The organism is Shewanella sp. Choline-02u-19 (assembly GCF_002836205.1).
GTDB lineage: Bacteria > Pseudomonadota > Gammaproteobacteria > Enterobacterales > Shewanellaceae > Shewanella.
Map to the genome: position 1 here is coordinate 256,795 of NZ_PJBE01000013.1, position 24,933 is coordinate 281,727.

Below are 24,933 nucleotides of genomic sequence, written 5' to 3' on the forward strand. Positions count from 1 at the left end.
AATGAAACGATTATCTGTGACTAAATTATATATTGCATCACTGTTACTTATCTTGCTATCGGCTTGTGGTGACGGTAGTAACTCAGGCTTTCCTACCGCTGATTGCGGCGGTAGCGATGACCCGTGTGTTAGTGCTTTTACCATTACCCCAAACAAATCCGCCATACTCCTTGGTGATACACAAACATATCAGGCGTTAGCGACGTTAACTGATGGCAGTGAAACAGATATCACAGAGCTCGTCTCATGGAGTGTTGAAGACACTGCTATTGCGGTTATTGATCAAGATGATAGCTTAGTTGTCGCCACTGGATTAGCTAACGGCGTAACGATTATAGCTGCAACTTATCGAGGGCTTAATGATACCGCTGCGCTCTCTGTTGGTGCTGTCACTTTTGGTATTAGCCCGAGTCAAGCCAGTATTCTTACCGGAATGGTGCAGCCCTACCAAGCGTTTGCCATATTACCCAATGGCGTTCAGTTGAATATCACTGAGCGTGTTAACTGGACATCAGACAGTCCCAGTATTGCGACTATGAGTGTCGATGGTGCTAATGTTGTTGCCACTGGGCTTACTCATGGCCTTGCTGTTATTTCTGCGGAGTATAATGGCGCCAGTATTGTCGCCCAGCTCACCGTTATCAATTCAGTCCCAGAAACATTAGTCATTACTCCTGCCAGTTTGGTGATGTCGGTTGGAGCGGCAACGCAATATAGTGCCTATTTGACCACGGTAAACAATGAAGTGATTGATGTTACCTCCTGGGCAACTTGGCTTGTATCTGATACGGATATTGCCAGTATAGATGCGAGTGCTTGGCTAACCGCTGTGGCTATAGGGGATACGCAAGTTCAAGCAACAATAGTGCATGATGGCGTAACGCTCAGTGATAGTGCTGCATTAACCGTTAACCAAGCGACTCTTAGCAATTTAGTCATCAGTCCCAATAATGGCAAATTCCCCGTGGGTAAAATGGGTGTTTACCATGCAGAGGCTTACTTTTCCGATGGTAATGTTATCAATGTTACTCGTGAAGTCTCATGGAGTATTGCCGACAGTAAAATTGGAAGTATCGTCGGTTCAGGGGTTTTTGGTGGCGATAGCATTGCGCTCACTCCTGGTAAAACCACTGTGAGTGCGACATTTTTATCGGTGACTGCGAGTACTAATGTTGAAGTCACCGCGGCGGAAATCAGAGCGATTAGCCTTAGCCCACATGATGAAAAAACGCCAGTTGGTACGGTTATTAACTACCAAGCATATGCCTTTTATTCTGATGGTAGTAAGCGAAATATTACCGAACTTAGCGCGTGGTCAAGTAGTGATCCGAGTATTGCCGCTGTCGGGTTTCGTGGAGGTAAGTCGGGTCAAGCGAATGCATTTAATGTTGGCGTTACTGACATATCTGTCACTTATCAGGATATAACCCAATCGACCTCACTTACTGTTAGTGATGCTGTGGTTACTAAGCTACAAATATCACCGCTATCACCAGAGGTGCCGGTGGGTATAGAAGGGCAATTTCGTGCCATAGCCTATTATTCTGATCATACCACTTCAGATGTCACCGATACGGCATATTGGGTCGTTGACGACTATTCTGTGGTGACTGTAGTGCCTACTGGCGAATTAGGAGGTTACGCTGAAGCGCTAGCTCAAGGTTCAGCTCTACTTACGGCGAGCTTTGATGGCCAAAGTGTCACTACCAGAGTGACTGTCACAGCGGCTGTACTTGAGTCATTATCGTTAAGCCCACCTCAAGTATCTGTACCTGCAGGCACTACGCAGCAGTATCAAGTGTTTGGTGTGTTCACTGATGGTACAAACCACGATTTAACCACATTTGCTAGTTATCAGAGTAGCGAACCCCATGTGGCATCTATTGATAGCTCAGCATTGGCAAGTGCCCATATTAAGTCTGAAAATTTGGTGACCATTACAGCATCATATATCGGCATGCAAGCAACGGCATCTCTATCGGTGTCTGATGGTGTACTTGAATTTATTACGGTGATACCGGCTAAGCAAAACATATCAGTTGGTCATAAGGGGCAGTTACAAGCATTTGCATTTTATACCGATGGCTTAAGTAATGATGTAAGCCAGCAGGCAGCTTGGAGTGTTGAAAATGGCGATATTGCCTCGGTAGATAATACCAATGAAAATGCAGGGGTCGTGCTGGGAATTAGTGAAGGTGTTGATACTGTCACAGCCAGCTTTAAAGGTGAAATCGCGACTAATATCACTACCGTTACGGCAGCTGTATTAGAAAGTGTAAGCATCACACCAGTATCTAAAACCGTCGCAGCAGGTTTGACCCAACAGTATCGGTTATTCGCCCTATTTTCTGACCGTACTAGTCGTGAAGTGACTAATATAAGTGATTGGCTGTCAGGAGATCCCGTAGCGGCTACGATAGATCCACAAGGACTTGCGACGACCTATCAAGAGTGGCAAACCGTTATCACGGGAACTTATCAAGGGTTAAGTGCTAGTGCGTCACTAACCATCACAGATGCCACGCCAAGCCGTTTACAGGTCACCCCGGTTAATCCAAGTAAGCCGCTAGGCACAGTGAGTCAATTTGTTGCTACGGTTTATTACACCGATGGCTATGCTGCAAATGTGACTCAGAGTGCAACTTGGACCTCAAGCAATACTGATATCGTACAGATAACCGCTAGTGGAGCGAGCGGAGGTACTGCTAGTGCTGATAAGGTTGGGGTGAGTGAAATAACCGCAACAATTGATGGGTTATCAGCCAAAACGAATGCTAGGGTAACGGCAGCCGTATTGAGCAATATTTATATAAACCCTGTTATTAGCTCAACAGATATAGGTGATAGGATTAACTACCAAGCCATCTGTAAATTTAGCGATGGTTCATTTCATAATTTGCCAAGTAATGGATTGTGGCAAAGTTCAAATATAGATGTTGCCACCATTCAGGTTACAGGGGTTACCAATGCCTTAGCGACTGCGATTGGTGAAGGTACAACAATTATAACTGCTCGTGTTGGCGATATTGTGAGTAATGAAGCTGTACTAAATGTTACACCGCTAACACTAACCGCTATTCAAGTCACACCCGCAATAGCAAATGTTGCGATTGACGCTCAACAACAGTTTATTGCAACGGCCTATTATTCAAACGGATCAAGTGGAGATGTTACCACGCAGGCTACTTGGCTTTCTGATAACACTGATATCGTGAATATTACTCCCATTGGTGATAATGGTGGCTTTGCTCATGCTATAAGCGCCGGCATAGCGAATATTACTGCTGTATTGAATACTGTTATTAGCAATCGTGCTCAAATTACAGTGGCCAGTAAAACTCTCGATAATGTCCAAATTACGCCTAATAATAAAAGTTATAAAATGGGCCAAACTGAGCAGTATAAAGTCAGTGCTGTCTATGATGATTTGTCCCTTAAAGATGTCACCGCTTATTCTCAAATACAGAGCTTAAGTCCAAATGTTGCCACTTTCGATGCAAATAACATGATGACGGCGGTAGGGAGTGGGACTGCTGAGCTTACGACCGTTTATCAAGGGGTGACCAGTGAAAGAGAGTTCTTACATGTTTCAGCTCCCTCACCAATCTCGCCAACCATTGAGATTACTCCTGTAAGTATTGATGTGCCGCAAGGAACATTAGGTCGCTATACTGCCACCTTGTATTATGCGGATAATACGATCAAAAACATCACTCAGCTAGTGGCTTGGTCTTCTGCAGATACAAGTATTATTAATATCCTGCCCACGGGCGAAAATGCTGGTTTTGCTAGGGCTGTTGGTATCGGTATGACGACGATTAGTGCTGATTTTGAGGGGTTAACAAGTAATACTGCGACCATTAGCGTTAAAGAGAAAGAGTTGGTTTCAATCGAAATCGTGGTCGAAGATGATGCGATATTTCCGAAAGGAACGACCAAACACTTTACGGCCTTCGCGACCTATAATGATGAAAGTGTTGTCGATATTACTCGAGATGCTACATGGAAAATCGATGATACTGCGGTAGCCGTCGTGATCAAAGGCTTAGTATATGGTGTGAATATCGGCACTACTAATGTGAATATCTATTTCGGAGGCAAAGAGAATAGCCAAGGACTCACCGTCACTAATGCAGTCGCTACCGCGTTAGCAATTACTCCTAGTTACTATGAAATGGCTGTACATACGACCTTAGATTTTACCGTTATAGCTCGTCTGTCAGACGGCACAACCGAGAACGTAACTAATGATGTCATTAAGAGCAGTTCTGGGACTGCCGACATTGAAATTATTGACCAAGAAGAGCTGTTTGTTACTGTTGAGGGGATCACAACAGGTAATGCCATCGTCAAAGCGGATTATGATAATCTCAGCGCTAATGCCAACTTGGTGATAATCCCAGCGACTTTGGACTCTATTAGTATCACACCGTTAGACGAAACCATTTCGTTGGGTTCGACTCTACAGTATCAAGCCAAGGCTCTATATAGCGATGGTAGTGAAGTTAATATCACCAAAGATACCAGCTGGAAAAGCATGAATACTAGCATCGCCTCAATACAAAATTACAGCAACGCCGGTATCGCAACTGGAGTATCGACAGGGAGCACAACAATCCAGGCAACATTTAAAGGTGTCAGTACCTCTACTAGCCTTACCGTTGGTGCAAGTTGTGGTAATAAGAAGCCAGATACCATCTATATTCGACCAGAGAATGCAATAATCAGCTTAAATACCGAAATGCAGTACACCCTTTTCGGGCTCTGGTTTAATGGCTGCACCGCAGAGCTTACACAAAACAATGCGGGTAATTGGTCAAGTAGTGATAACAAGCTTGTTGCTATCGGGAAAAAGAATGGTATCGCTTTAGCTAAAAAAGTGGGAGCGACTAAAATAAATGCCAATTACCAAAGCTTAACGGCGACGTCGGTCAATGTCACTGTGACTAATGAGGAAGTGTTGTCAGTCAGTATCCAGCCTGCTCCATCGGCAATATTGGCTAAAGGCGGGTCACTTAGCTATCTCTGCTCTGCAAGAACTGCAATTAATGGGATTGAACAAGCTGAAAAGTTTGTTACGGGCCTCGCAAGTTATAGTTCAAGCGATACTAGATTAGCGGTTATTGGTAGCAATAACGGTACGTATCAAACAATTACTGCCTTGAGCATTGCAGGGAATACGACGATTACTTGCAGTTATGGTGGTAAAGATAGCCAGTCTAAACTGACGATTCAGTAGTAACGTAAGGGTTAAAGACACTAAATTGTCATCAAAGCAATGTGCTACTCAGCATTTCTATCTTAAATGTCGATAGTTCTTAGCTGAAACTGTTGTTTAGCAAGCCAAACCCCCAAGGTGGCCCACATCACTTATTACCGATACTGCAACGACGATAGTATGGGAGTTTCGCTCGTTTGTATTGGCATTAGGATTCTAGTTTTGGTCTATTGATGAGACCCCTTAAAGCTTAAGTTTTAAGGGGTCGAAGTTCTGTAGCGCTTTCTAGTAATGTCCTTAAGCTCCTAAGCCATGCGCTGTGTTGGTTTCCAGCGTAGTAACTGAGTCGGTAACTTAACGCCTTGTGAGGTTAAGCTATTAACGCGGTTAAGGTACGCTGCGCCATACATCAGGTGCTTAGCCACATCGACGGCATTTCGGTGTTGGTAGTTATCTAAATAGCTGCCTTTAGCCCATTGGTTGAAAGCGCCTAATGCAGGACCCGCCCATATTTGGTAGTCCATTTCACGGCCGACTTCACCTGAATTTGACCAGCGGCTAGAAAGCCCCAAGTACCAGCGGAAGATGAGTGCCATTTTACGTTTAGGGTTGCCTTCAGCGCGTTCAATTTGCTTAGGGTCACGTTCATTAAAGTGTGCAACAGTACCGGCCCAGATCTCATCTAAGCTTGAGCGGAAAACTTGCTTTTCAAGCTTCTCACGCTCAGCGGCTGGAATTGCTTCGATAGAGTCATAACGGGTGTAGAGCTCATACAGCTTGTTGGCTCGCATTGGGAACAAGGTACCGCGCTTAACCACTTGCAGTTTTACGCCCATCTCGAACATATCTGCAGCAGGTGCCATAGTCACATCGGCCATTTCGGTGGTCGAAAGCAACTTACGCGTATGCTCACTGGCGCCTGCTTCAACGCAAGCTTGGTTGACTGAACCAGTAACAATGTACGCCGCGCCCATGTTAAAGGTTGCGAGTGCCGCATCGGGTGTTCCAACGCCGCCGCCACAGCCGACGCGAATGGGTATTGGGTACTGGTACTTATCTTGAATTTCTTCTTTAAGCGCCAAAATAGTAGGTAACAGTGTCACTAATGGACGGTTATCGGTATGACCGCCGGAGTCAGCTTCGGCAGTGATGTCATCTGCCATAGGCACAGTGAGTGCCAGTTCCATCTGCTCACGAGTGATTGAACCATCATCGACCAATTTTTGCAGCATTTTAGCTGGCGCTGGCATCATGAATTTTTCAGCCACTTCAGTACGGCTCACTTTGGCAATTACCTTGTTAGCGATAACCACATTGCCTTGTGCATCACGGCTGAGACCCGCAGCGCGGTAATAGACGATTTGTGGTGTCAGGCCTAAAAAGGCCGACGCTTCAACGGTGCGCACTTTATGCTTTAAAAATAGCTCAACGCTGCCACGCTCTAACGCTGGCTCACTTGGGCTATGAATAAGGTTAAACATGTAAGGGCCGTTCGGCAGTGCTTTTTGAATGCGGTTAATGGCCGCTTCTACGCGGTTCGGGATCAGGCCTGCTGCGCCAAATGAGCAAAGAATACCCGCTTGACCGAGTGCGATAACGAGCTCTTCAGACGAAATGCCATTAGCCATTGCACCGGCGTAATAAGCATACTTTACCCCGTGAACGCGGCGGAAATTGCTATCACCTAAGCTTTCAGTGCCAAGGGCGGGAGTGAATGCTGCGACAGGCAGGGCGTTGTTGTTAGCCGCTTGCTCAGAGACTAGATCGGCAGTCTGCGCTATACCAAAGCCTTTATCACTATGATTGACCACGTAGCAGCCACGGCTGAAGTCTTTTAGCTGTTGCTCCATCACGGTGGCATCAAAGCTGATGTTGGACTCATTTACAGCCCAAGGCCACGGAGATAGCATTTCGTTTGTTGTCGTAGGATTCATTATATTTAAGACCCTTAATTATTTGTTTTGAGCTACTTGTTCTATTTAAGCTCTTTCTAAATTTTTTCTTATCGCGCGATATTTTAATGGCTGAGGGCGATGCTAGTTCGTCTTGCTTCTAGGAGAAGGCGCGCAGCCTATATTTATAGGTGAGCACCTTCGACAAGGAAGCATGGCGACAATAGCAAGCTAATCAGCCATTAAAGGGCTTCTTCGATACTGATGGCAATATCAAACACTTCATAAATACGCAGACCATCTTTACTTAGGCTGGCATTACCAGTGATGACCTTCTTGCCATCTTTGTCATCTTCGACTGAAGTGATGCTGACATCCATAGACATCTGCTTGTTTAATGGGTTGATCTGACCACGATACTTCCATTTGATGTTCGACAAAATTTGGCCGAACTTTGGATTTTTAAAGCCCGCACCCAAATCCTTGCTAATCGCATAAGTTTGCATGGTTTCGATAATTGCTTCAACACCTAGTGAGCCAGGCATCACTGGATCTTGATGGAAGTGGAACTGGAAGAACCAATCGCTTGGGTCAATCGTACGTTCAGCATACAGATAACCTAAACCTGCAGTGCCGCCGTTATCAACAATCTCAACACTGTCGATAAAGTTAAGCTGGCCACCGGCCAAACGGTAATGCGGTTGGCTTGCTGGTGCATTAAAGTGACGAGCACCTTTGTCCAGTAAGTTGACTGTGATGTCTGCAGCAATGCCTTTAGCAACATGCCAAGGTTGAGTCACTTTACCGTTATCCAGACCGAGCTGATCTTTCAGTGCTTCACCTTTAAAGTAACCAAATACCGCGGTGCCGCGATAGAAAGGTTCACCGTCGGTACTGAGTTCGAAGCTGAAGCTTTGGATAATGTTGGTGCCGGCCATTACCGTAGAAAGTAAGCGTGAGTCATTGCGAATAGTTTTACCGCGTAAATCCACTTCTCGTAGCAATTCACCTGCGCCATCGAGGTTACGGAAAAACAGTTCAAGTCCTGGAAAACCTAATGTGGTGCCCATGTAACCTGAAATAAAGCCGTTAGGTTGCAGTGAAATTTCCATCAATATCGAGTATGGCATGGTGGATGCGTGGTTATTCTTGTCGAAATACCACGCGTCGCTTGGCACTTCATACTCAGCGATACACGATGAAGGCTTTTTAAATTCGCCGCGTTTACCGTTAACTTCAATAACACGCGTGGTGACTTGCAAATCGCCACACGGAGTACGTGGTGGGATCATGCCGCGGTAGATTGAAAACTCTGGGCCGAAGCAGTTTTCAATGTTACCCGTAGCAAACTCAAACATGTGATACGGCGTAAACGGCACGGTATCAGGCACTCGATTTGGATAGTCTGGCGTGATAGGCGCTTCGACGTGTGAAATTGGGATAACGCCTTTGTTCGGTGCTTTGCTCAAATCAGGGATTTGCGCCATTAGCGGGGCGTTAACTGATGCTGGTTGGTAGCCTTGCTTAGTTGATGCACTCGGTGCTTGTTTCTCTGCTGTGCGCTCTAAAAGAGGATAGCGAACACATTCGTCTTCCTCTTTTATCATCACGCCTAGGTTTTGGAAATCAACCACGGCTTTGCCGTTAAGCAAGATGTCGATATTGGCTTTGGCATACGGGCGAGGACTAAAACCGATTTCAGTGATTTCCATGCGGTAAGTCAGTACGCCAGATTGTGGCAATACCTGTCCGCGACAACGCACTTGTTGCGATGCATTTTCAAGCGGTTGGAAACGACCGTTTTGCGTTTGAGTGTGCATACCTAGGTGCAGCATATAGAACTGCAATAGTTGACCACAACCTTCAGCCATAAGAGAGCCTGCCATCACTTGGTCACCTTGGAAGTGACAAGGGAAGTACCAATGGTTTGCCTCTAGTTGCTTATGGCCTTCAATAAGCCCTAAACCCCAAGTGCCGCCATTGCGGTCAATCTTGCTCACTTGTTCGATCATCAAGAACTTCTCTGATGCGAAGCAAAGTGACGGTTGAGCTGCCCCTTGATGACTAGGACCAAAACAGCCTTCGATATCTGCGCTGAGAAGTTTATGGATCTCAGGGTAGCTAAAGCTGGTTTTAGGACAATCTAGCAGTGGGTTAAAGGTTTTCTTTACCACTAAGCTACGGGCTTTAACTTCGTCTTCAGTGCGAATAACACCTTTGCCGTCAGCCAGCTCTTCATCAGTGAAGAAACCAGCACAACCGCCGTCCATTTTAAGGATCATGGTGTCGCCAACAAAACACTCGTAAGAGAAGAAGAACAACAGTGTTTCGCCGTTACGGGCATAGTTGTTGATCTTAATATCATAACGCAAGGTGTCGCCGCCACGTGGCAAATCGCCAAGGAAGGTCAGGGTACAATCGAGTAGGCGATAAACACGCTCACCTTTGTTCTCAAAGTCGATACCCAAATAGCTGATCAACATTAAGTCACATTGACCAGACTCTACCGCAACCGCCCATGGGATCTGGCCATCAACTAAGTAAGGTGCATCCACAGGGATGTCGTATTCAGTGGTCATTGAACAAGGCTTGTACTCGTTCATAGTGGCGTCAAGTTTGGTGACACGTGATACCAATAGGTAATCTGTGGTGGGTAGGCGAACGCGACGCGAATAACTGTCGATGATGGCGTAATCACTACCAAATACATTGCCAATATCACCTTCTGCATATTCCACAAGGTCGGCGTAGTTCCAGATACAAGGTTTAAGCGCAGGATTCGGTGCAATATAAGGCGCGACGTTGGCATGATCCGGCGTAATGACAGCGACGTTAGCAGCGCTTGCTGGCACAGCCTGTATAGTGGCCGGTGCAGTTAACACGGGTGCCGGTGCTGATACGATTGCTTGGCCGGTAACTTGTGCCAATTGTTGCTTTAATAGTGCATCGGCAACCTGCATTCCTGCAGAGCGGCTTTTTAGAAAAGCATGATGAGCTTGCTGCGCTAATTGCTGATTCTGTTGGAACGCAGCTAAGTCACCTGCTGATACATCAATCGCAGTGGCTGTATTGCTTACTTGAGTCGGTTTAACTTGAGTCGTCATAGATAAAGTGCCTAATGCTTGAGCCGAAACTGCAGCCGTTACTGGAACGGGGGCAGTTGCTGTACTCATAGGTAAGGTAGATTGCTGAGCTGTCTGTTGCGCTCTGGCAATAATAGGTTTGCTTGGCAGCGGGCGTACGCTAGAAGCGCTACCATTGGCAAATTTGTTCTGAATCGAGCTTAGAGCAGCTAACGGCGCATCATAAATATGCTGATAAATGTCACGACCCCCCAAGGTCACTTGTTTTATTAGCTGATGTTTGGCGTCAGATTTTAGCTCGCTGGCTAAACGTGCACGCAGCGCTTGTTGCTCGATATCGCTCTGGCTTAGCAGCAGCTGAGAAACTTGATTCTCGCTCACGTTGGTCACTATCGCTTTGCTATTAGACACTTTCGTGCGCGAAACCGTTAATAACCCGTGCAGCAAACTTGCCATACCGGCGGCGGCAAAGCAGTGGCCAACACGGCTATCTGCGCTGGTGGTCATCGCGTTAGGAAACGCTGCGCTAAGCGAGTGGCTTGCTGTTGTGGTCGTTAAGCTGCCTGGCGCGATGTTGGTTTCTAGCACACTAACACAGGCGCTATTGGTTGCAGCTTGGCTTAAAAGGGTAGCGGTAACACTTGATAGTTGCTGCGTATGACCAAATGCCAGTGCATCAATTTGACCGTAGGCACGGCCAGAGGTACTTTCATCTTTAACCAAGACAACCGCACCTGCACCTTCACCCACATTCCAACTGTTACCAGTATTAGTACTTGTATTAGTATTAGGCGTCATGGCCACTGGAGCAATACTGTTCTTTAAGATCACCTGCTCAAAACTGCCAGACAAGTCCACTGCAGCAATAACGACGGCATCAAGGTTGTCTTCAGTCATCAGGTTTTGCGCCACATCAATACAGCGGCTGACTGACTGCTCTGCTGCAGAGATGGTAAAGGCTGGACCATTAAAGTCCCACAGCGATGACACGCGAGACGCCATGATGTTACCAATAAAACTGGTGTACTGATTCAGTTTTGCGGCATCAAGGACGCTGTCCATTGCAATCGCTTCGAGTGCTTGATATTCATCTGCCGTTAAGTTCACGCCAATCGCCGCAAGGCTTTGCTGCAACTGAGTGTGCAAGTTAACGCGGCCACGGAACTGATGCAGTTCTAGCTCGGTTTCCATCGCCACTAACACAGCCACCTTCTGGCCCGGTTGTAGCTTGGCATCACGAATGGCTTCATCGGTGACTCGCATCAACATCAGTTGCTGTGAGATCAAGCGATCGTCTTCATTCGGTGGCAGTTTAAAGCGTAAGAAATCCAGTTCGAAATTATCAACATAAGCGCCTTTTGGCGCGCCGTTGAGGCCAAACTGAGCCAATAATTCAGGATGCTTTTCTAAGCCCTTCCAACGCTTGGTTGGCAGGGCAATAAAGGCATCGCTATTAGTTGCAATGGCGGTATCCAGCTGATTAATATTGCTCAGTGGACCAAAGTGCGAGCTTAGCCCGACAATTTTAAGCGGCGCTGGTGCCGCAGGTGCAACAACCGCTTTTAGCTTGGGAGCATCAGCGGAGGTTGGCGTATAAGATTCAAGTAACAGGTGCGCGTTGCAACCACCAAAACCAAATACCGACACACCAGCATGACGGGTTTTAACCCCTGCTATCGTATTGCTGGCTTTATCTGGCCAACCTTGGACTAAGCTTGGCAGTGTGGCTTTACCAAATAACTTATTAGGTGATGCAATCGCATCGCTAATGTTAATGCTTGGCGGCAATAAACCCTCTTTCATGGCAAAGATCATCTTCATGATCCCTGGCATTCCTGCCGCGGTGAGCAAATGGCCTAGGTTGGATTTTGCTGAACCGATAAGCGGCGCGCTCGACCCTTGCAGCTTGTCTCCAAAAAAGGTCTCCATTGAGGTGAGCTCTATTTTGTCCCCAAGCGGCGTTCCGGTGGCATGACATTCAATCACTTCAATGTCTTTTGGTTCTATATCACTGGCAGCAAAGGCACGCTCGAACGCTTTTACCTGACCTTTAGGGTTCGGGCTCAGTACAAACTGGCCTTTACCGTCATTCGATAAACCGACACCACTGACTACGGCGTAGATTTTATCGTTGTCACGCTCGGCATCTTCAAGACGCTTAAGCACTAATACGCCAGCACCTTCACCGGCGAACAAGCCTTTACTATCACCGTCAAATGGCACTGATACGCCATGATCTGGGTAAGCATGGAAGATTGAGAATCCCATATTGATGAAGAAGGGATCTGCGCCGGAAACTGCGCCCGCGAGCATCACATCTGCTTTGCCCGTGCTTAAGTAATCACAGGCAAGTTTGAGTGAGTAAACTGAGCTGGCACAAGCGGCATCAAGACTGAGCTGGGTGCTGCCAAGGCCTAATGCATCGGCAACCACTTTAGAAGTGTTGTGGGCAATTGCGCCGTTAGCACTTTCAAGGGTTGCTTCGTTATTGGCTCTGGCAGTGTCTGCATTGGTCGGGCTGAGCTTAAAGTTGTTGCTGGCTAATTTATCTTGTAGCGCTTTTTCTACTGCGCTGTGATAAATCGGCAAAAACAGGTCGTTTGAGCGCTCTGTCGGAAATGACAATGCGCCCATGATAACGCCAGTGCGGCTGAGTAATTCATTGTTATCAAGTGAAATACCAGCATCTTCAAGGGCTTTACGACTGGTGTCGAGTGCCCATAAAAAGCTATGGTCTAAACCGTCTAAGCTATCAGCAGAGAGTTTGTAGCCGGCTGAGTCAAAGCTGAAGTTCTCAATGTAGCCGCCTTTATCACAATAAAAACGGTCTGACTGGCCTTGCACACCTTGGTAGTCAGCGCTGTTTGCACCTAACTTTTTATCGGTCAAGGTGCTGCGAGAATCTCGCTTATCGAGTAAGTTCTGCCAAAACTGCTGCGGGCTATTAGCATCTGGGTACAGAGTGGCTAAACCGACGATGGCAATCTTGCTTTGCTTGCTCGAAACGTGGTTAGAAGTGTTGTCTGTTACAGACATTAGACTTCCCCTTTGAGTGATGTAGTGTCATAGGACGAAGCGACAGCATTGCTGCTATCTTGTTGGCCTTGGCCAGTGCTATTCGGTCGTTGCTTGCTCAATAAGGTGGTGCGGGCTATCTCGCGCACAAGTCCATCAATAAGCGGTGTGACTGACATGGGCACACCATGGCTAATGAGCTGGCCTAGCGCTTTAATTAAATTGACGGCATCGCTGCTGCCTTTTGCATTCATTGGCACAGTGCAGCAAGGTGCGTTTTCAAGTAGCGCGGCTGCGTTTGCATCCTGACTATCTTGCTTCGCAATCTTGTCGATTAAGGTGCAGTTTTGTCTGTCAGCCCCAAGCTCAACAAATAGCTTCGCGCCTTGACGTTGGGCGCTATGGATAAGCGCGGTAAAGTCCAAGGTATGACAAAAGGTGTCGGCAATCGATTGGGCGACAAGCTGGCTATTGAGTTGACTCGCTTGGTTAATTGCTTGATGGCGTGGCTCACTACCACAGAGGTTTGCTGCGCTAATGAATTTAATCTCATTGGGCAGTTCGTCTCGAAGCGGTTGCTGATAAAAGCTAACCACATTGTGATGCTCCACCATTGCTGGGGGAGTATGCATGGCGGTGACTCGATTAGCCGCAATGCCACGTTTACCCAGTGCAGACAGTAACGCTCTACATTGGCTTTCGCAGCCTGCGATGACGCAAGTATCGCCTTGGATGATCGCAATATAGGCGCGCGGGTAATCGACTAGCAAAGCTTTGATAGGCGCTGCTGGGCTGCGAACCACAAAACTATTCCAGACAATATCGGGCTCATTATTGCCCAGTTGCCACGCTTGTCTAACGGCGGTCAATTTTCCTGAAATCACCGAGGTAAAGAGAGCATCTGTTTGGGTTTTGCTAATCAACTCATGGGGATTTTTCCACACCCCAAGACTGGCCCACATCGACGCTTCACCCATAGAGTAACCCAATGCAAAGTCTGGACGAACCTTAAATTCATCGGTTAATAACTGCGTCAGGATATAACTGCTGCCAACACCCGCAATGGCTAAGTCACCTAAGTCCATCGCGGCTGCATGCTTGGGATCTAAGTGATAGATCTGCTCAGCTTGCAGCATAGATTTTAGATCGCCTTCACGTTCAAGTTTGGCATATAGCGCTGGAAAGTATTGATGCAGTTCACTTAACATGTCGGCGTAAACCGTACCAACACCAGGATAGACAAAGGCAAGGCCTGCCTCAGCTTGATTACCCAGCGCATGAGCGGTGAAGTAGCTGCCGCTTGGGGTTTTGTACTGTGTCTGCTCGGCAATGGTTTTAGCCACTGCTGCCTTTAATGCACTTAGTTCAAGCTGCATAGCGGCAACTGAAGTAGCATTGAGTACGGCACAAAGCTGAGCTTTTGTCTCTGTTTTAGCGCTATTTGCTTTGTACTGCTTTAAATTATTGACCATGGCTTGCAACACGCTGGTATCACTGTGAGCAGTGTGCCCAGAGTGTTCAGTCGTTAGGGCTTCAAGTTCTGCCGCTAACGTGGTAATCGCAAGGCTAAGCTCTGCTTGGTTGTCACCGCACACGATAAACTGTAAACGCTGATGATTAAGTAAAGATTTAGCCGCGATAAAACCAGTGCCTTGAGCTATCACAAAGCTCACCGATTGCGGACCATTGTTAAAGCTAATAGCTGCAACGCGGGCTTGATGATACTCGGTAAACCAATAATGGCTTCTGGCTTGCTTTGGGCTTAATGCTACGCCGTTATTAAGCTCATCTCGATAGTGAGTGCGACTGGCAAGTTGGCTAATAAGTTGATGCACGGCAGCGAACTGCGCTTTGCTATCAAGGTCATTATGTTGCTCAAGCTTACTTAAATGTGCACCGTCACGCTTTGCCTGCGCGAGTGCACTCGTCAAGCTACTATCTGCACTGTTGCTGCTGTTGGTATTAGCTCGCTGCATGGCAGTAAGCTGTGCGTGTGGATGTATTCTAAGCTGGGCCGCTTTCAACGCAGGCATCATTAATAACGCATGCTCGGTTGTGTTTAGCTGTACTAATTTACCATCTTCAATGGCGCTAATTGTGCGGTCTAACTGTTTTTCAAAACTAGCGTCTTTAAAGTCATCGACAGTGATTTTCACAATGCTGTCGACTAACGATAGATTTTGTGCGGAAGCCTGCTCCCCGCTAAAGTCAGGGCGGTTAAGTTCTGGCAGCAATGCTGCCAGTTCGTCACTGTTTAACTCTATTGATGGCAACACCAAAAGTGCGATGCGCAGTGGCATCGCAATTTTGTTTGAGGCTGGCTCAGTCGCTGGGCTTAGTGGTTTAGTGGTCACTCTTTAGCCTCGCCTAGCGTGCTGTCATGAGCCACAGCTGAGTGAGCGATAAACGCATCATTCAAACTCTTACTAATAGTCACTTTGGCTGCGGTCATCTTGGCGCTTAGCTCACCATTTTCATGGTACAGAGCCACGTTAGCCGCTAGCGAACGCGCGCTGGTTTTAACCACGTCTAACTTAATAAAGCCGCGCTCACCAAATGCCATTGGGCTGTTGACCACAAACTCACCAATTGATGAGGGCAGGCTAGCCGCGCCATGTTTAAGTCTGGCCCAGACTAACATCGCTTGCAGTAACAAATCTTCAGCAAAGGGCTGACAACCACCGACATGTGATTGTGCAACAAACTGAGCGCAGTCATTAGCATCAACCTCAGCGAGTTTCACTGTGGTGATTAAACTGTGGTCATCAAATTGCGTCACTGTGTCAATGCCCTGCAAACGTGGACCATGAAACAAGGTTCCGTTGGCATACAGGGTTGCTGCAGTGGTTACCGCTTGGCTTGCATCTAGCGCATACATCGCCGGTGTTAGCGGTTGTGTACGGACAGATGCATTGTCAAAGTCGCTATCACTGCTGGCGATTAATGTCGCTTTATATTGCGGGCGACCTTGGCTACTGATGAGTGCGCTAAGCGTTTTGCCATCATCTGATGGGGTTAACGCTAGCGTCATCTCTTGCGGCGCTAAGTCGTCAAATACAATGCCTTTCAGTAATTTGTAATCAATCACTTTTACGCAAGTACCTAACATTTTACTTGCCGCTTCGCGCATCCATTGGATAGCACACACTGTGGGAAGCACAGGGTTACCGCCAATGCGGTGGTCTTGAATAAAGACCAATGCATTGGGGTTAAGGCGGCGAGTGAGTGTGACTGCGGTTAGCTGACCGTGGCCGATTTTTTTTGCATCATGCTGCGAGCGCGATGCAGTTTGCACCTCACCCGCATTAAGCTTTTTTACAGATGCTGCTCCAGTCGAAGCGTCAGCGCCTTGCATAGAGGTACCAACTAACAACTGTGCCCCCGTCTCACTGAGTAGCTGAGTCGCAAATAGTTCAGCGCCGGCTTGCAAAGGAATGACGTATACACCGCGGTCGGTGAACATCTTCTTCAATGCCGCGGTAACCATGCCGCCATCCCAAGGGCCCCAGTTAAAGCTCATGACTTTAGCTTGTGGGTTGCGAGCAGTGAACTGCAGCGCCGCCTTGTTAAGGATGTCGTTAGACATGGCGTAATCACTTTGGCCAGTGTTGCCGTAAAAACCTGCAGCCGATGAGAACATCGCTAGCAGTTTGATGTTACTTGGCTCAAGTGCAGCAAGCAGCGCTTTAAGGCCATTAACCTTAGTGCCGTAAACTCGTGCTAGCTCTGCCAGTGTTTTGTCTTGAATATGCTTATCAGCAAGTACGCCAGCACCATGTATTAGGCCGGTTATTTCGCTTGAACGACCTTGTAGTGCAGCGCTAATAGCAGTGGTATCGGTGACATCCATGCTGACGTATTCAGCTGATGCGCCGACGCTAGCAAAGGCGTTTAATGCAGTATTGATTTCAATGCTGCTCTGCACTGGCCACACTAGGGCATCAACTTGCTTTGGCGTTGGCTTTTGACCCGTTGCGATAATATGCGCAATAGCGGCAGATTTAAGCTCGCTGGTTTGCTTACCCGCAGCCCAACTTGGCAATGCTTGTAATTCACTACGACCCGCTAAGATAAAGTGAGACTGAGTGCGACGGGCTAGGGCTAGTGCACATTCGAACGTGACGCCTTTAGCTCCCCCGGTCACCAGTATTTTATCTGAACTGTTTAGCTCTGCTTTCGCCGATTTATTGCTCGCTTCGCCTGCAATTAAGGTTACGCGGCTAATATCGCCGTGCTTATCGGTTGCAATACCCACTTCAGGTAATTGGGTATTGGCATCAAAAAGCTCGTTGGTAATAGCATCTGCGAAGTGCGTTGCATCAACATCGGTGGCGATATCTAATGCGCGGCAAAAAACAGTTGGCCATTCGTGACCGAGTGTTTTAGTTAATCCTGCTAACGCCGCTTGGTTAAGCTCTGCAGTTTGTAATGCTTGAGTATTGAGGTAGCCAAAGCCGCCATCAATACGACTGACTGTCACGAAACAACGACGTGCATTGTTATCGACAGTCAACTTTGGTTGCAGCAGTTTAGCCCATAAGAACGCTTGGCTCAGGTGGTTAAAGCTTTGCTCATTTAAGTTTACTGCGTCGCCTTGATTACTATCACTGCCTTCTGGCTGTAGGTGAATGAATCCACCGATTGCACCGAGCTGTTGCTCGATTTGTGCAATGACAGCGTTAATACCAGCTTCGTCTGCTGATGTTGCTTGAAAGCTTGCTACATCGCTTGAAAGCGGTGAATGAGCATTGCCTTCAGGTAGTCGAACAACAGCCACTTTTAGCCCTTGTTTAACCAGTTTCTCTGCTAGTACACCTGCGTTGTGGCCATCATCTGTGATCACAACGTTTGTGTCTGCGGCGAAACAGTTTTCTAATTTGTCCGCCGCACTAAGCTTTTTTAGCGCCACCTCGCTATGAGGTGGTAGTTCAACACTTGGCTCTGCAGAGACTGCAATTGTTTGAGTTGCTGTTGCACTTGAAGAACCATCAGCCAGCTTAGAGTTCATATAGCTAACGATTTCGCCTAAGGTGCGACACTCGGCTAGATCTTCAGGATTGAGTTCAGGCAAGCTCGGAAGCTCATCTTGTACAGTCCCTAAAATCTCAACGCGCTTGATAGAGTCGATACCAAGGTCAGCTTCCATATCCATGCTCAATTCAAGCATTTCAGTTGGGTAGCCAGTCTTGTCGGCAACTACTGACATCATGGTGGCTTGTACTTTCTCTGCAGAGAGCGAGCCCTCAGCGGCTTGTAAAGGTAAAGTGTCTGCAACGCTTGTGCTTGGTGCTGTAGAATTTTCAGCAGACAGCTTAGAGTTCATGTAGCTAACGATTTCGCCAAGAGTACGACACTCTGCTAGATCTTCAGGGTTGAGTTCAGGTAAACCTGGAAGCTCATCTTGTACCGTTCCGAGAATTTCAACACGTTTGATAGAGTCGATACCAAGATCAGCTTCCATATCCATGCTCAGTTCAAGCATTTCAGTTGGGTAACCGGTCTTGTCTGCAACCACTGACATCATGGTGGCTTGTACTTTCTCTGCGCTCAAACCGCTAGTTGCTGTTGAAGCAGCAGGTGCTTCATTAATAACGGGTGTTGCAGATGTAGAAAGCTTGCTGTTCATGTAGCTAACAATTTCGCCAAGAGTACGACACTCTGCTAAATCTTCAGGGTTAAGCTCAGGCAGACCAGGAAGCTCATCTTGTACCGTACCGAGAATTTCAACGCGTTTGATAGAGTCGATACCAAGATCAGCTTCCATATCCATGCTCAGTTCAAGCATTTCAGTTGGGTAACCGGTCTTGTCTGCAACCACTGACATCATGGTCGCTTGTACTTTCTCAGCAGATAGGTCGTTAGATGAAACTGCAGTCACTGGCGCTTCGTTAACACTTGCTGCTGGTGAAAGCTTGCTGTTCATGTAGCTAACGATTTCGCCAAGAGTACGACACTCAGCTAAATCTTCAGGGTTAAGCTCAGGCAGAGCTGGTAGCTCATCCTGCACTGTACCTAGAATTTCTACACGCTTGATAGAGTCGATACCTAAATCGGCTTCCATATCCATTTCAAGTTCGAGCATTTCGGTAGGGTAACCGGTCTTTTCAGCGACAACAGACATCATGGTCGCCTGTACTTTTTCTGCAGAGAGTGAGCCCTCAGCGGCTTGTAAAGGTAAAGAGTCTGCAGCGCTTGTGCTTGGTGCTTTAGAGTTTCCTGCAGGCAACTTGCTGTTCATGTAGCTAACGATTTCGCCAAGTGTACGACACTCAGCTAAATCTTCAGGGTTAAGCTCAGGCAGACCAGGTAGCTCATCTTGCACTGTGCCCAAGATCTCAACGCGCTTGATAGAATCGATACCTAAATCGGCTTCCATATCCATTTCAAGCTCGAGCATCTCGGTAGGGTAACCGGTCTTTTCAGCAACAACAGACATCATGGTCGCCTGTACTTTTTCTGCTGATAGGCCATTAGTTACTGGAGCTACGTTTACTTGAGGAGCAACATTTGAAGAAAGTTGAGAGCCTTCAGCGGCACTTGTTGAGAGTTTGCTGTTCATGTAGCTAACGATTTCACCCAGTGTACGACACTCGGCTAAATCTTCTGGGCTTAGCTCTGGTAAGCCTGGTAGCTCATCCTGCACAGTACCTAAAATCTCAACACGTTTGATAGAGTCGATACCTAAATCGGCTTCCATATCCATTTCAAGTTCAAGCATCTCGGTTGGGTAACCAGTCTTTTCTGCCACAACTTCAAGCATGGTCGCTTGTACCTTCTCTGCAGACAGAGTCGCGCTGACTGTAGGAGATACTGGTGCAGCGACAACTGGCGCGGCAACAGGTTCGATACGCGCTGCGGGTGCAGCTTGGCGCTGAACTTGCGTCGCTGTAACGTGTGGCGCATTCACTACTGGAGCAACTACTCTTGGCGCAACGATTGTTGCAACAACAGGTGCTGCTAGTGCAGGTGCAAGATTTTGAGTAACAGGCGCATAAACTGGGCTGACAATCGCAGTGCCGTTAAGCATGTTAAGCGCGGCATTATTGTTGCCTGCTTGCATCTCTAAGAATTGAGTATGGCTTTGTACTGTTTGTGCTTGTAGCTGATGGAACTGCTCCATCGAACGTTGCAAGCTTTCAGGTAAAGCAACACCTGCGCCAGCCAGTTTAGTTTGCTCAGTCATTAAGGTGGTAAACGTCTCACCATATTGCTGTGGAATACTAAGGAATTGCTGATGCAGCTCCGCTGCTTGTTGCTGCGCGGCAAAGAACTGCGACAATGCATCAGTGCTAACACTGACGGTTGCTGGCTGAACTCTTGCTGCCTGAACTTTGGCAGGTTGTGCGGCTGCACTTGGAACGATTTGGCCATTAGGCGCTACATGCTCATTAGACATTGGTACTGCAATCTCCACGATCTTCTCTACTTCTTTTTCAATAACAGTTTGCACTTCGACGATTTTTTCAACTTCAACAATCTTTTCGACGATTTTCTCTTCGATGATGATTGTGCTTGTCACTGTTCCAGTCTCAAGCGACTTAGCCATTTTAGCGCGAGTCGCTGGGCTAATATGGTTAGCAGCGTTCAGTGTGATATTCATCGGTGAGCGTTTAGCTGGCGCGGCAATATCAGCCTGGTATGGATCAATATTATCAAGTTGCACACCCGCAACGGCAAGTTGCACTGCAGCTTGTTTAAGCTGTAGGTCACTGTCGCCCTTAGGGCTTGGGTTAACAGAGATGATGCAAAGTTCGTTTAACTTGTCGCTCAACGTACCCTGTACTAGCTTTTGCAAAATGTTCTTCGGACCAAACTCAACAAATACTCGCGCGCCAGCATCATACATAGCTTCTAGTTGCGTAGTGAAACGCACTGATTGAAGCATATGTTTCTTGAACGACGCCTTAACCTTGGGAGCTGTATTGTCGTAGAGTGCACCCGTTGCGTTTGAATATAACGCGCGGCTTGGCTTGGTAAACTTGGCAGTATCAATTGCTTTAGCGAAAGGCGCTTGAGCGTGACCGACAAGCTCGGTGTGGAAAGCACCTGACACTGGCAAGTTAATCGCTTTGTAACCTAACTCACTTAGTGCTTTTGCAGCGTCGCCTGTTGTGGCTGTAGGGCCGGCAATGACTGATTGTGTCGGCGCGTTATAGTTAGCCACTTTAACACCATCGAACTTAGCGATAGTACTTTCAAGCGTGGCTAAATCATCCGCTTTATGAATGATGGCAAACATGGCACCAGTGTCAGCTTCAACACCGTCTTTAGCCGCGGCTTTAGTTGCCATGGCATCGCCACGGGCAAAGGCCAGTTTGTAATAGTCGTCAGCTGAAATAACGCCAGCAGCACATAATGCGCTTAGCTCTCCAAAGCTGTGACCCGCAACCATATCGGCATTAAAACCAGCTGCAGTAAATAGTGCGTATTGACCCATTGAAACAGCGCCGATAGCGCTTTGCGCATTAGCGGTATTAGTCAATACCGCTTCTTGTGTCTTCACATCATCTTTATTAAAGACAGGTTTTGGATACAAGATTTGCGATAGAGGTGTTTTGTCGTTGGCGGCAAACACTTTATCTGCAGTGACTAATTGCTGACGCATCTCTGGGTAGTAACAAGCAAGGTCGCGTCCCATGTTGAGGTACTGCGAACCTTGACCAGCGAACAATGCAGCGACTTTGCCTGAGGCTTTGTTTGCAGCATCGACAATGGCGCTAGCACGGTAGCTGATGCCACCCGGTAGTTGCCATTGAGTGTCATCACTATTTGATAGCTTAGCGACGGTTTGCTTAATAAAGGTGGTTAATTCTGCAGCGTTATTGGCGACAAGGCCGATACGCGGTGCGTTGGCGGCGAGCTCACGTACTGTGAAGTTTTCAGCAGCATCTTTAAGGTTAAAGGCAGATTCAGCGCTTGAGGCTGCTAATGCATTCAGTTCTTTGATGAGTGCATCTTTGCTTTGAGCACTGACTAGGAAGCTTTGCGCCACTTGGCGTTGGCGATATTTTGCTTTTTCGCTGTCGATACGGCTATGTTCTGGTTTGTACTCTTCTAATACAAAGTGGAAGTTAGTACCACCAAAACCAAATGAGCTAATACCCGCACGGCGCGGCGTACCATCGACACGTGGTAACCAAGGGCGTGTTTCAGTATTGAGATAGAAAGGCGAGTTTTCGATATCAAGCTTTGGACTCGGCTGGCTAACGTTAATCGTTGCTGGCAATACTTTATGGTGTAGTGCTAAAGCCGCTTTAATCAGTCCAGCGGTACCCGCGGTTGATTTAGTGTGGCCAATCTGTGATTTCACTGAGCCAAGAGCAATGTGCTGCTTGGTGTCATCGCCTTCACTGAAGACTGAACACAGACCGGCAAATTCTGCGGCGTCACCTGCGGCAGTACCTGTTCCGTGCGCTTCGATAAGCCCTAACGTGTGCGGTGCAAAACCAGCATCGTCATAAGCGCGGTTAAGCGCTTTTGCTTGACCTTCAGGGCGTGGTGCATAGATAGATTTAAACTTACCATCTGATGAAGACCCCATGCCTTTAATGACCGAGTAAATTCGGTCGCCATCGCGCTCAGCATCTTCAAGACGCTTCAACGCGATCATGCCGATACCTTCACCAATCATCATCCCTTTTGAATCAATATCAAATGGCTGAATCGTTTCGTTAGTGGTGAATGCAGGCGTCTTTGAAAAACTCATGTACATAGAAGGCGAGTTGTCGGTACAGACGCCGCCAGTGATCATCATCTCTGAGCGACCTTCAACAAGTTCACTAAGCGCCATACGCATAGCGGCTAAAGAGCCTGCACATGCAGCGTCAACCACGCAGTTCATGCCGCCAAAATCAAAGCGGTTAGCAATACGACCGGCAATTACGTTACCGAGTGAACCCGGGAATGAATTCTCTTCCCAATGTACATATTGGTCTTGGAACTTTTTGATCAGCATTTCGCTGTCTTCGTCGCTAATGCCACTGTTGGCAAATACTTTCTTAAGCACAGGATATTGCAGACGCGCTGTTAAGCTGTGGCTGATTTTTTGTCCGCCACCCACGCCTAGCGTAATACCTATTTTGTCTCTGTCGTAACCTTCAGGCAGGTTAGCATCGGCAAGGACCTCTTTTGCGACAATCAAAGACAGTAGCTGTGATGAGTCAGTCAGTTCTAGGATATTTGGCGGCAGGCCAAACTCCATAGGGTTGAAGTCGACATCGGGTAAAAAGCCACCGCGCTTACAGTAGCTTTTATCTGGCGTGCTTTTATTGCTATCGAAGTAATCTTCTTTCTTCCAGTGGGTGTCTGGCAACTCGGTGATAGCATCAATTTTTTCGCTGATAAGATCCCAAAACTTGTTGAGATAACGCGAGTTAGCAAAAATGCTCGCCATACCAACAATTGCCACTGGCATGTCTTTTAAACGTTTATTTAAGCGAATATCAGCTTGCGAGTCTTGTGCTTGCTCTGGTGTAGCTGATGATTGTTCAGGTTTAGAGGTCTGGCTCATTATGAGTCTCCAGTGGATGCTTGTTTTTCAGGCATCTTATTGTTTGTTTTGGGCTTGTCTTTTGAGGTGCGGCGATTTGGCGTCGCACCAGGAAAGCGCTGTATAAAACTTTGATAGTTACTGACAAGTAACTTTCGTAAATGGAACGGCCCATGTTTAAGCACATAGGCCATGTATCTGTTGGTTGCTTGGGTATTACCATCTTGGTAGATGTCGAGGTAGATCCAGTCACTATGAGGATCGACGCCAAGCAAGATTGAGCTGGGTTGTTGTTCGGTTAATTGTGGTGGGATAGTCAAAGAGACCACTTGCACCACATTATCTGCATCAGGGCTTGGCAACGCTAAAGTCTGCGCTAGCGTTTCATAATGCAAGGTATAGGTTTTTACATCACTGCCTTGGGTGATCGGCAGCTGATTAAAATAGCGCATCGGTACATGCGGGCTTTTTATATCGCCCACACGGGAGACCCCGTAGCGCTTTAAGCAGCGCGCCAGTCCTGAGCGAGAAACATTAGGGTTAATAAATTTCTGCGTGGCTGTCAGTAATCTATCGAGTGGCATTTTCAGCTGATATCTTAATCCAACAACAACATATTCCTGTAGCGGCGTTAGCGTCGTGTTGAGATGGTGCGGTGTATTAGGCGTGTTTTCTATTGAATCACGCTTACGCCACTTTCGAACTGTAGCTTCACTGATATTCAACACTTTTGAAAGTTGACTGACACTGAGGTCTGACTCTTGGATGAATCGACGCATCTCTGGTGTCGTGGTGGCATTGCTGTGCCGAGTTTCAGTGGTACTTTGCGTACGCTTATTCGAATTAGTGCTTTCCGAACTTACACTTTCATTAACTTGCTCAGCCATCAATTTAGCGGTATCCGTTAATAATCTACTGGGACTTGATTACGTTTTTGTGACGAGTAAACTTCGCGAGAGTTCACCGTACATCGTAATTTAATCGGTATAATTTGACTACTGGATGAGCAGACTACATCAGGTTTCAGGGCAATACAATCACCTGGGACTTAATAATTACAGATACGACCAGATTCAGCGAACACTTGTAAGTTAAAGTGTTATTTTGTGTACCAAGTAACGTAAATGGGTTAAAGAGTGACCTAGGTCAAATATTGTACTTTGTTACACGTTTATACTTGGTGTTAACAACTCCGGAATATTGTCTTATTGAAAACACCTAAGTTTAATAATGTGA

General features: G+C 47.1%; 6 protein-coding genes. 1 reads left to right on the top strand and 5 read right to left on the bottom strand.

Annotated features, from left to right (window positions below; translation table 11 throughout):
• Position 1 precedes the first annotated feature (1 nt).
• Complete coding sequence (locus CXF83_RS07950; RefSeq protein ID WP_101092698.1) at positions 2-5,239, top strand: Ig-like domain-containing protein; 5,238 nt, start codon at positions 2-4, stop codon at positions 5,237-5,239.
• A 284-nt stretch (positions 5,240-5,523) separates the two neighbouring features.
• On the opposite strand, the gene pfaD is transcribed toward CXF83_RS07950, so the two are convergent.
• The 5 genes from pfaD to CXF83_RS07975 form a co-directional block, all read right to left on the bottom strand.
• Positions 5,524-7,152, bottom strand: coding sequence for an eicosapentaenoate synthase subunit PfaD (gene pfaD / locus CXF83_RS07955; RefSeq protein WP_101092699.1), 1,629 nt, complete (start codon positions 7,150-7,152; stop codon positions 5,524-5,526).
• Positions 7,153-7,352: 200 nt separating this feature from the next.
• Positions 7,353-13,229: an eicosapentaenoate synthase subunit PfaC gene (pfaC, locus tag CXF83_RS07960; protein ID WP_101092700.1), complete on the bottom strand. Its 5,877-nt coding sequence runs from the start codon at positions 13,227-13,229 to the stop codon at positions 7,353-7,355.
• On the bottom strand, positions 13,229-15,562 hold the full coding sequence (locus CXF83_RS07965; protein WP_332871141.1) for a PfaB family protein: 2,334 nt from the start codon (positions 15,560-15,562) through the stop codon (positions 13,229-13,231). The genes pfaC and CXF83_RS07965 overlap by 1 nt, the downstream gene beginning before the upstream one ends.
• Positions 15,559-23,718 (bottom strand): type I polyketide synthase, encoded by an 8,160-nt coding sequence (locus CXF83_RS07970; protein ID WP_101092701.1) that lies wholly within the window; start codon positions 23,716-23,718, stop codon positions 15,559-15,561. Before CXF83_RS07970 ends, CXF83_RS07965 begins: the two co-directional genes overlap by 4 nt.
• Positions 23,718-24,584 (bottom strand): helix-turn-helix domain-containing protein, encoded by an 867-nt coding sequence (locus tag CXF83_RS07975; protein ID WP_101092702.1) that lies wholly within the window; start codon positions 24,582-24,584, stop codon positions 23,718-23,720. Before CXF83_RS07975 ends, CXF83_RS07970 begins: the two co-directional genes overlap by 1 nt.
• Positions 24,585-24,933 lie beyond the last annotated feature (349 nt).

What these genes read in the sequence shown, in the direction of transcription:
- CXF83_RS07950 (WP_101092698.1), top strand. Translation starts at nt 2, where the DNA reads ATGAAACGATTATCTGTGACTAAATTATATATTGCATCACTGTTACTT.
- pfaD (WP_101092699.1), bottom strand. Translation starts at nt 7,152, where the DNA reads ATGAATCCTACGACAACAAACGAAATGCTATCTCCGTGGCCTTGGGCT.
- pfaC (WP_101092700.1), bottom strand. Translation starts at nt 13,229, where the DNA reads ATGTCTGTAACAGACAACACTTCTAACCACGTTTCGAGCAAGCAAAGC.
- CXF83_RS07970 (WP_101092701.1), bottom strand. Translation starts at nt 23,718, where the DNA reads ATGAGCCAGACCTCTAAACCTGAACAATCATCAGCTACACCAGAGCAA.
- CXF83_RS07975 (WP_101092702.1), bottom strand. Translation starts at nt 24,584, where the DNA reads ATGGCTGAGCAAGTTAATGAAAGTGTAAGTTCGGAAAGCACTAATTCG.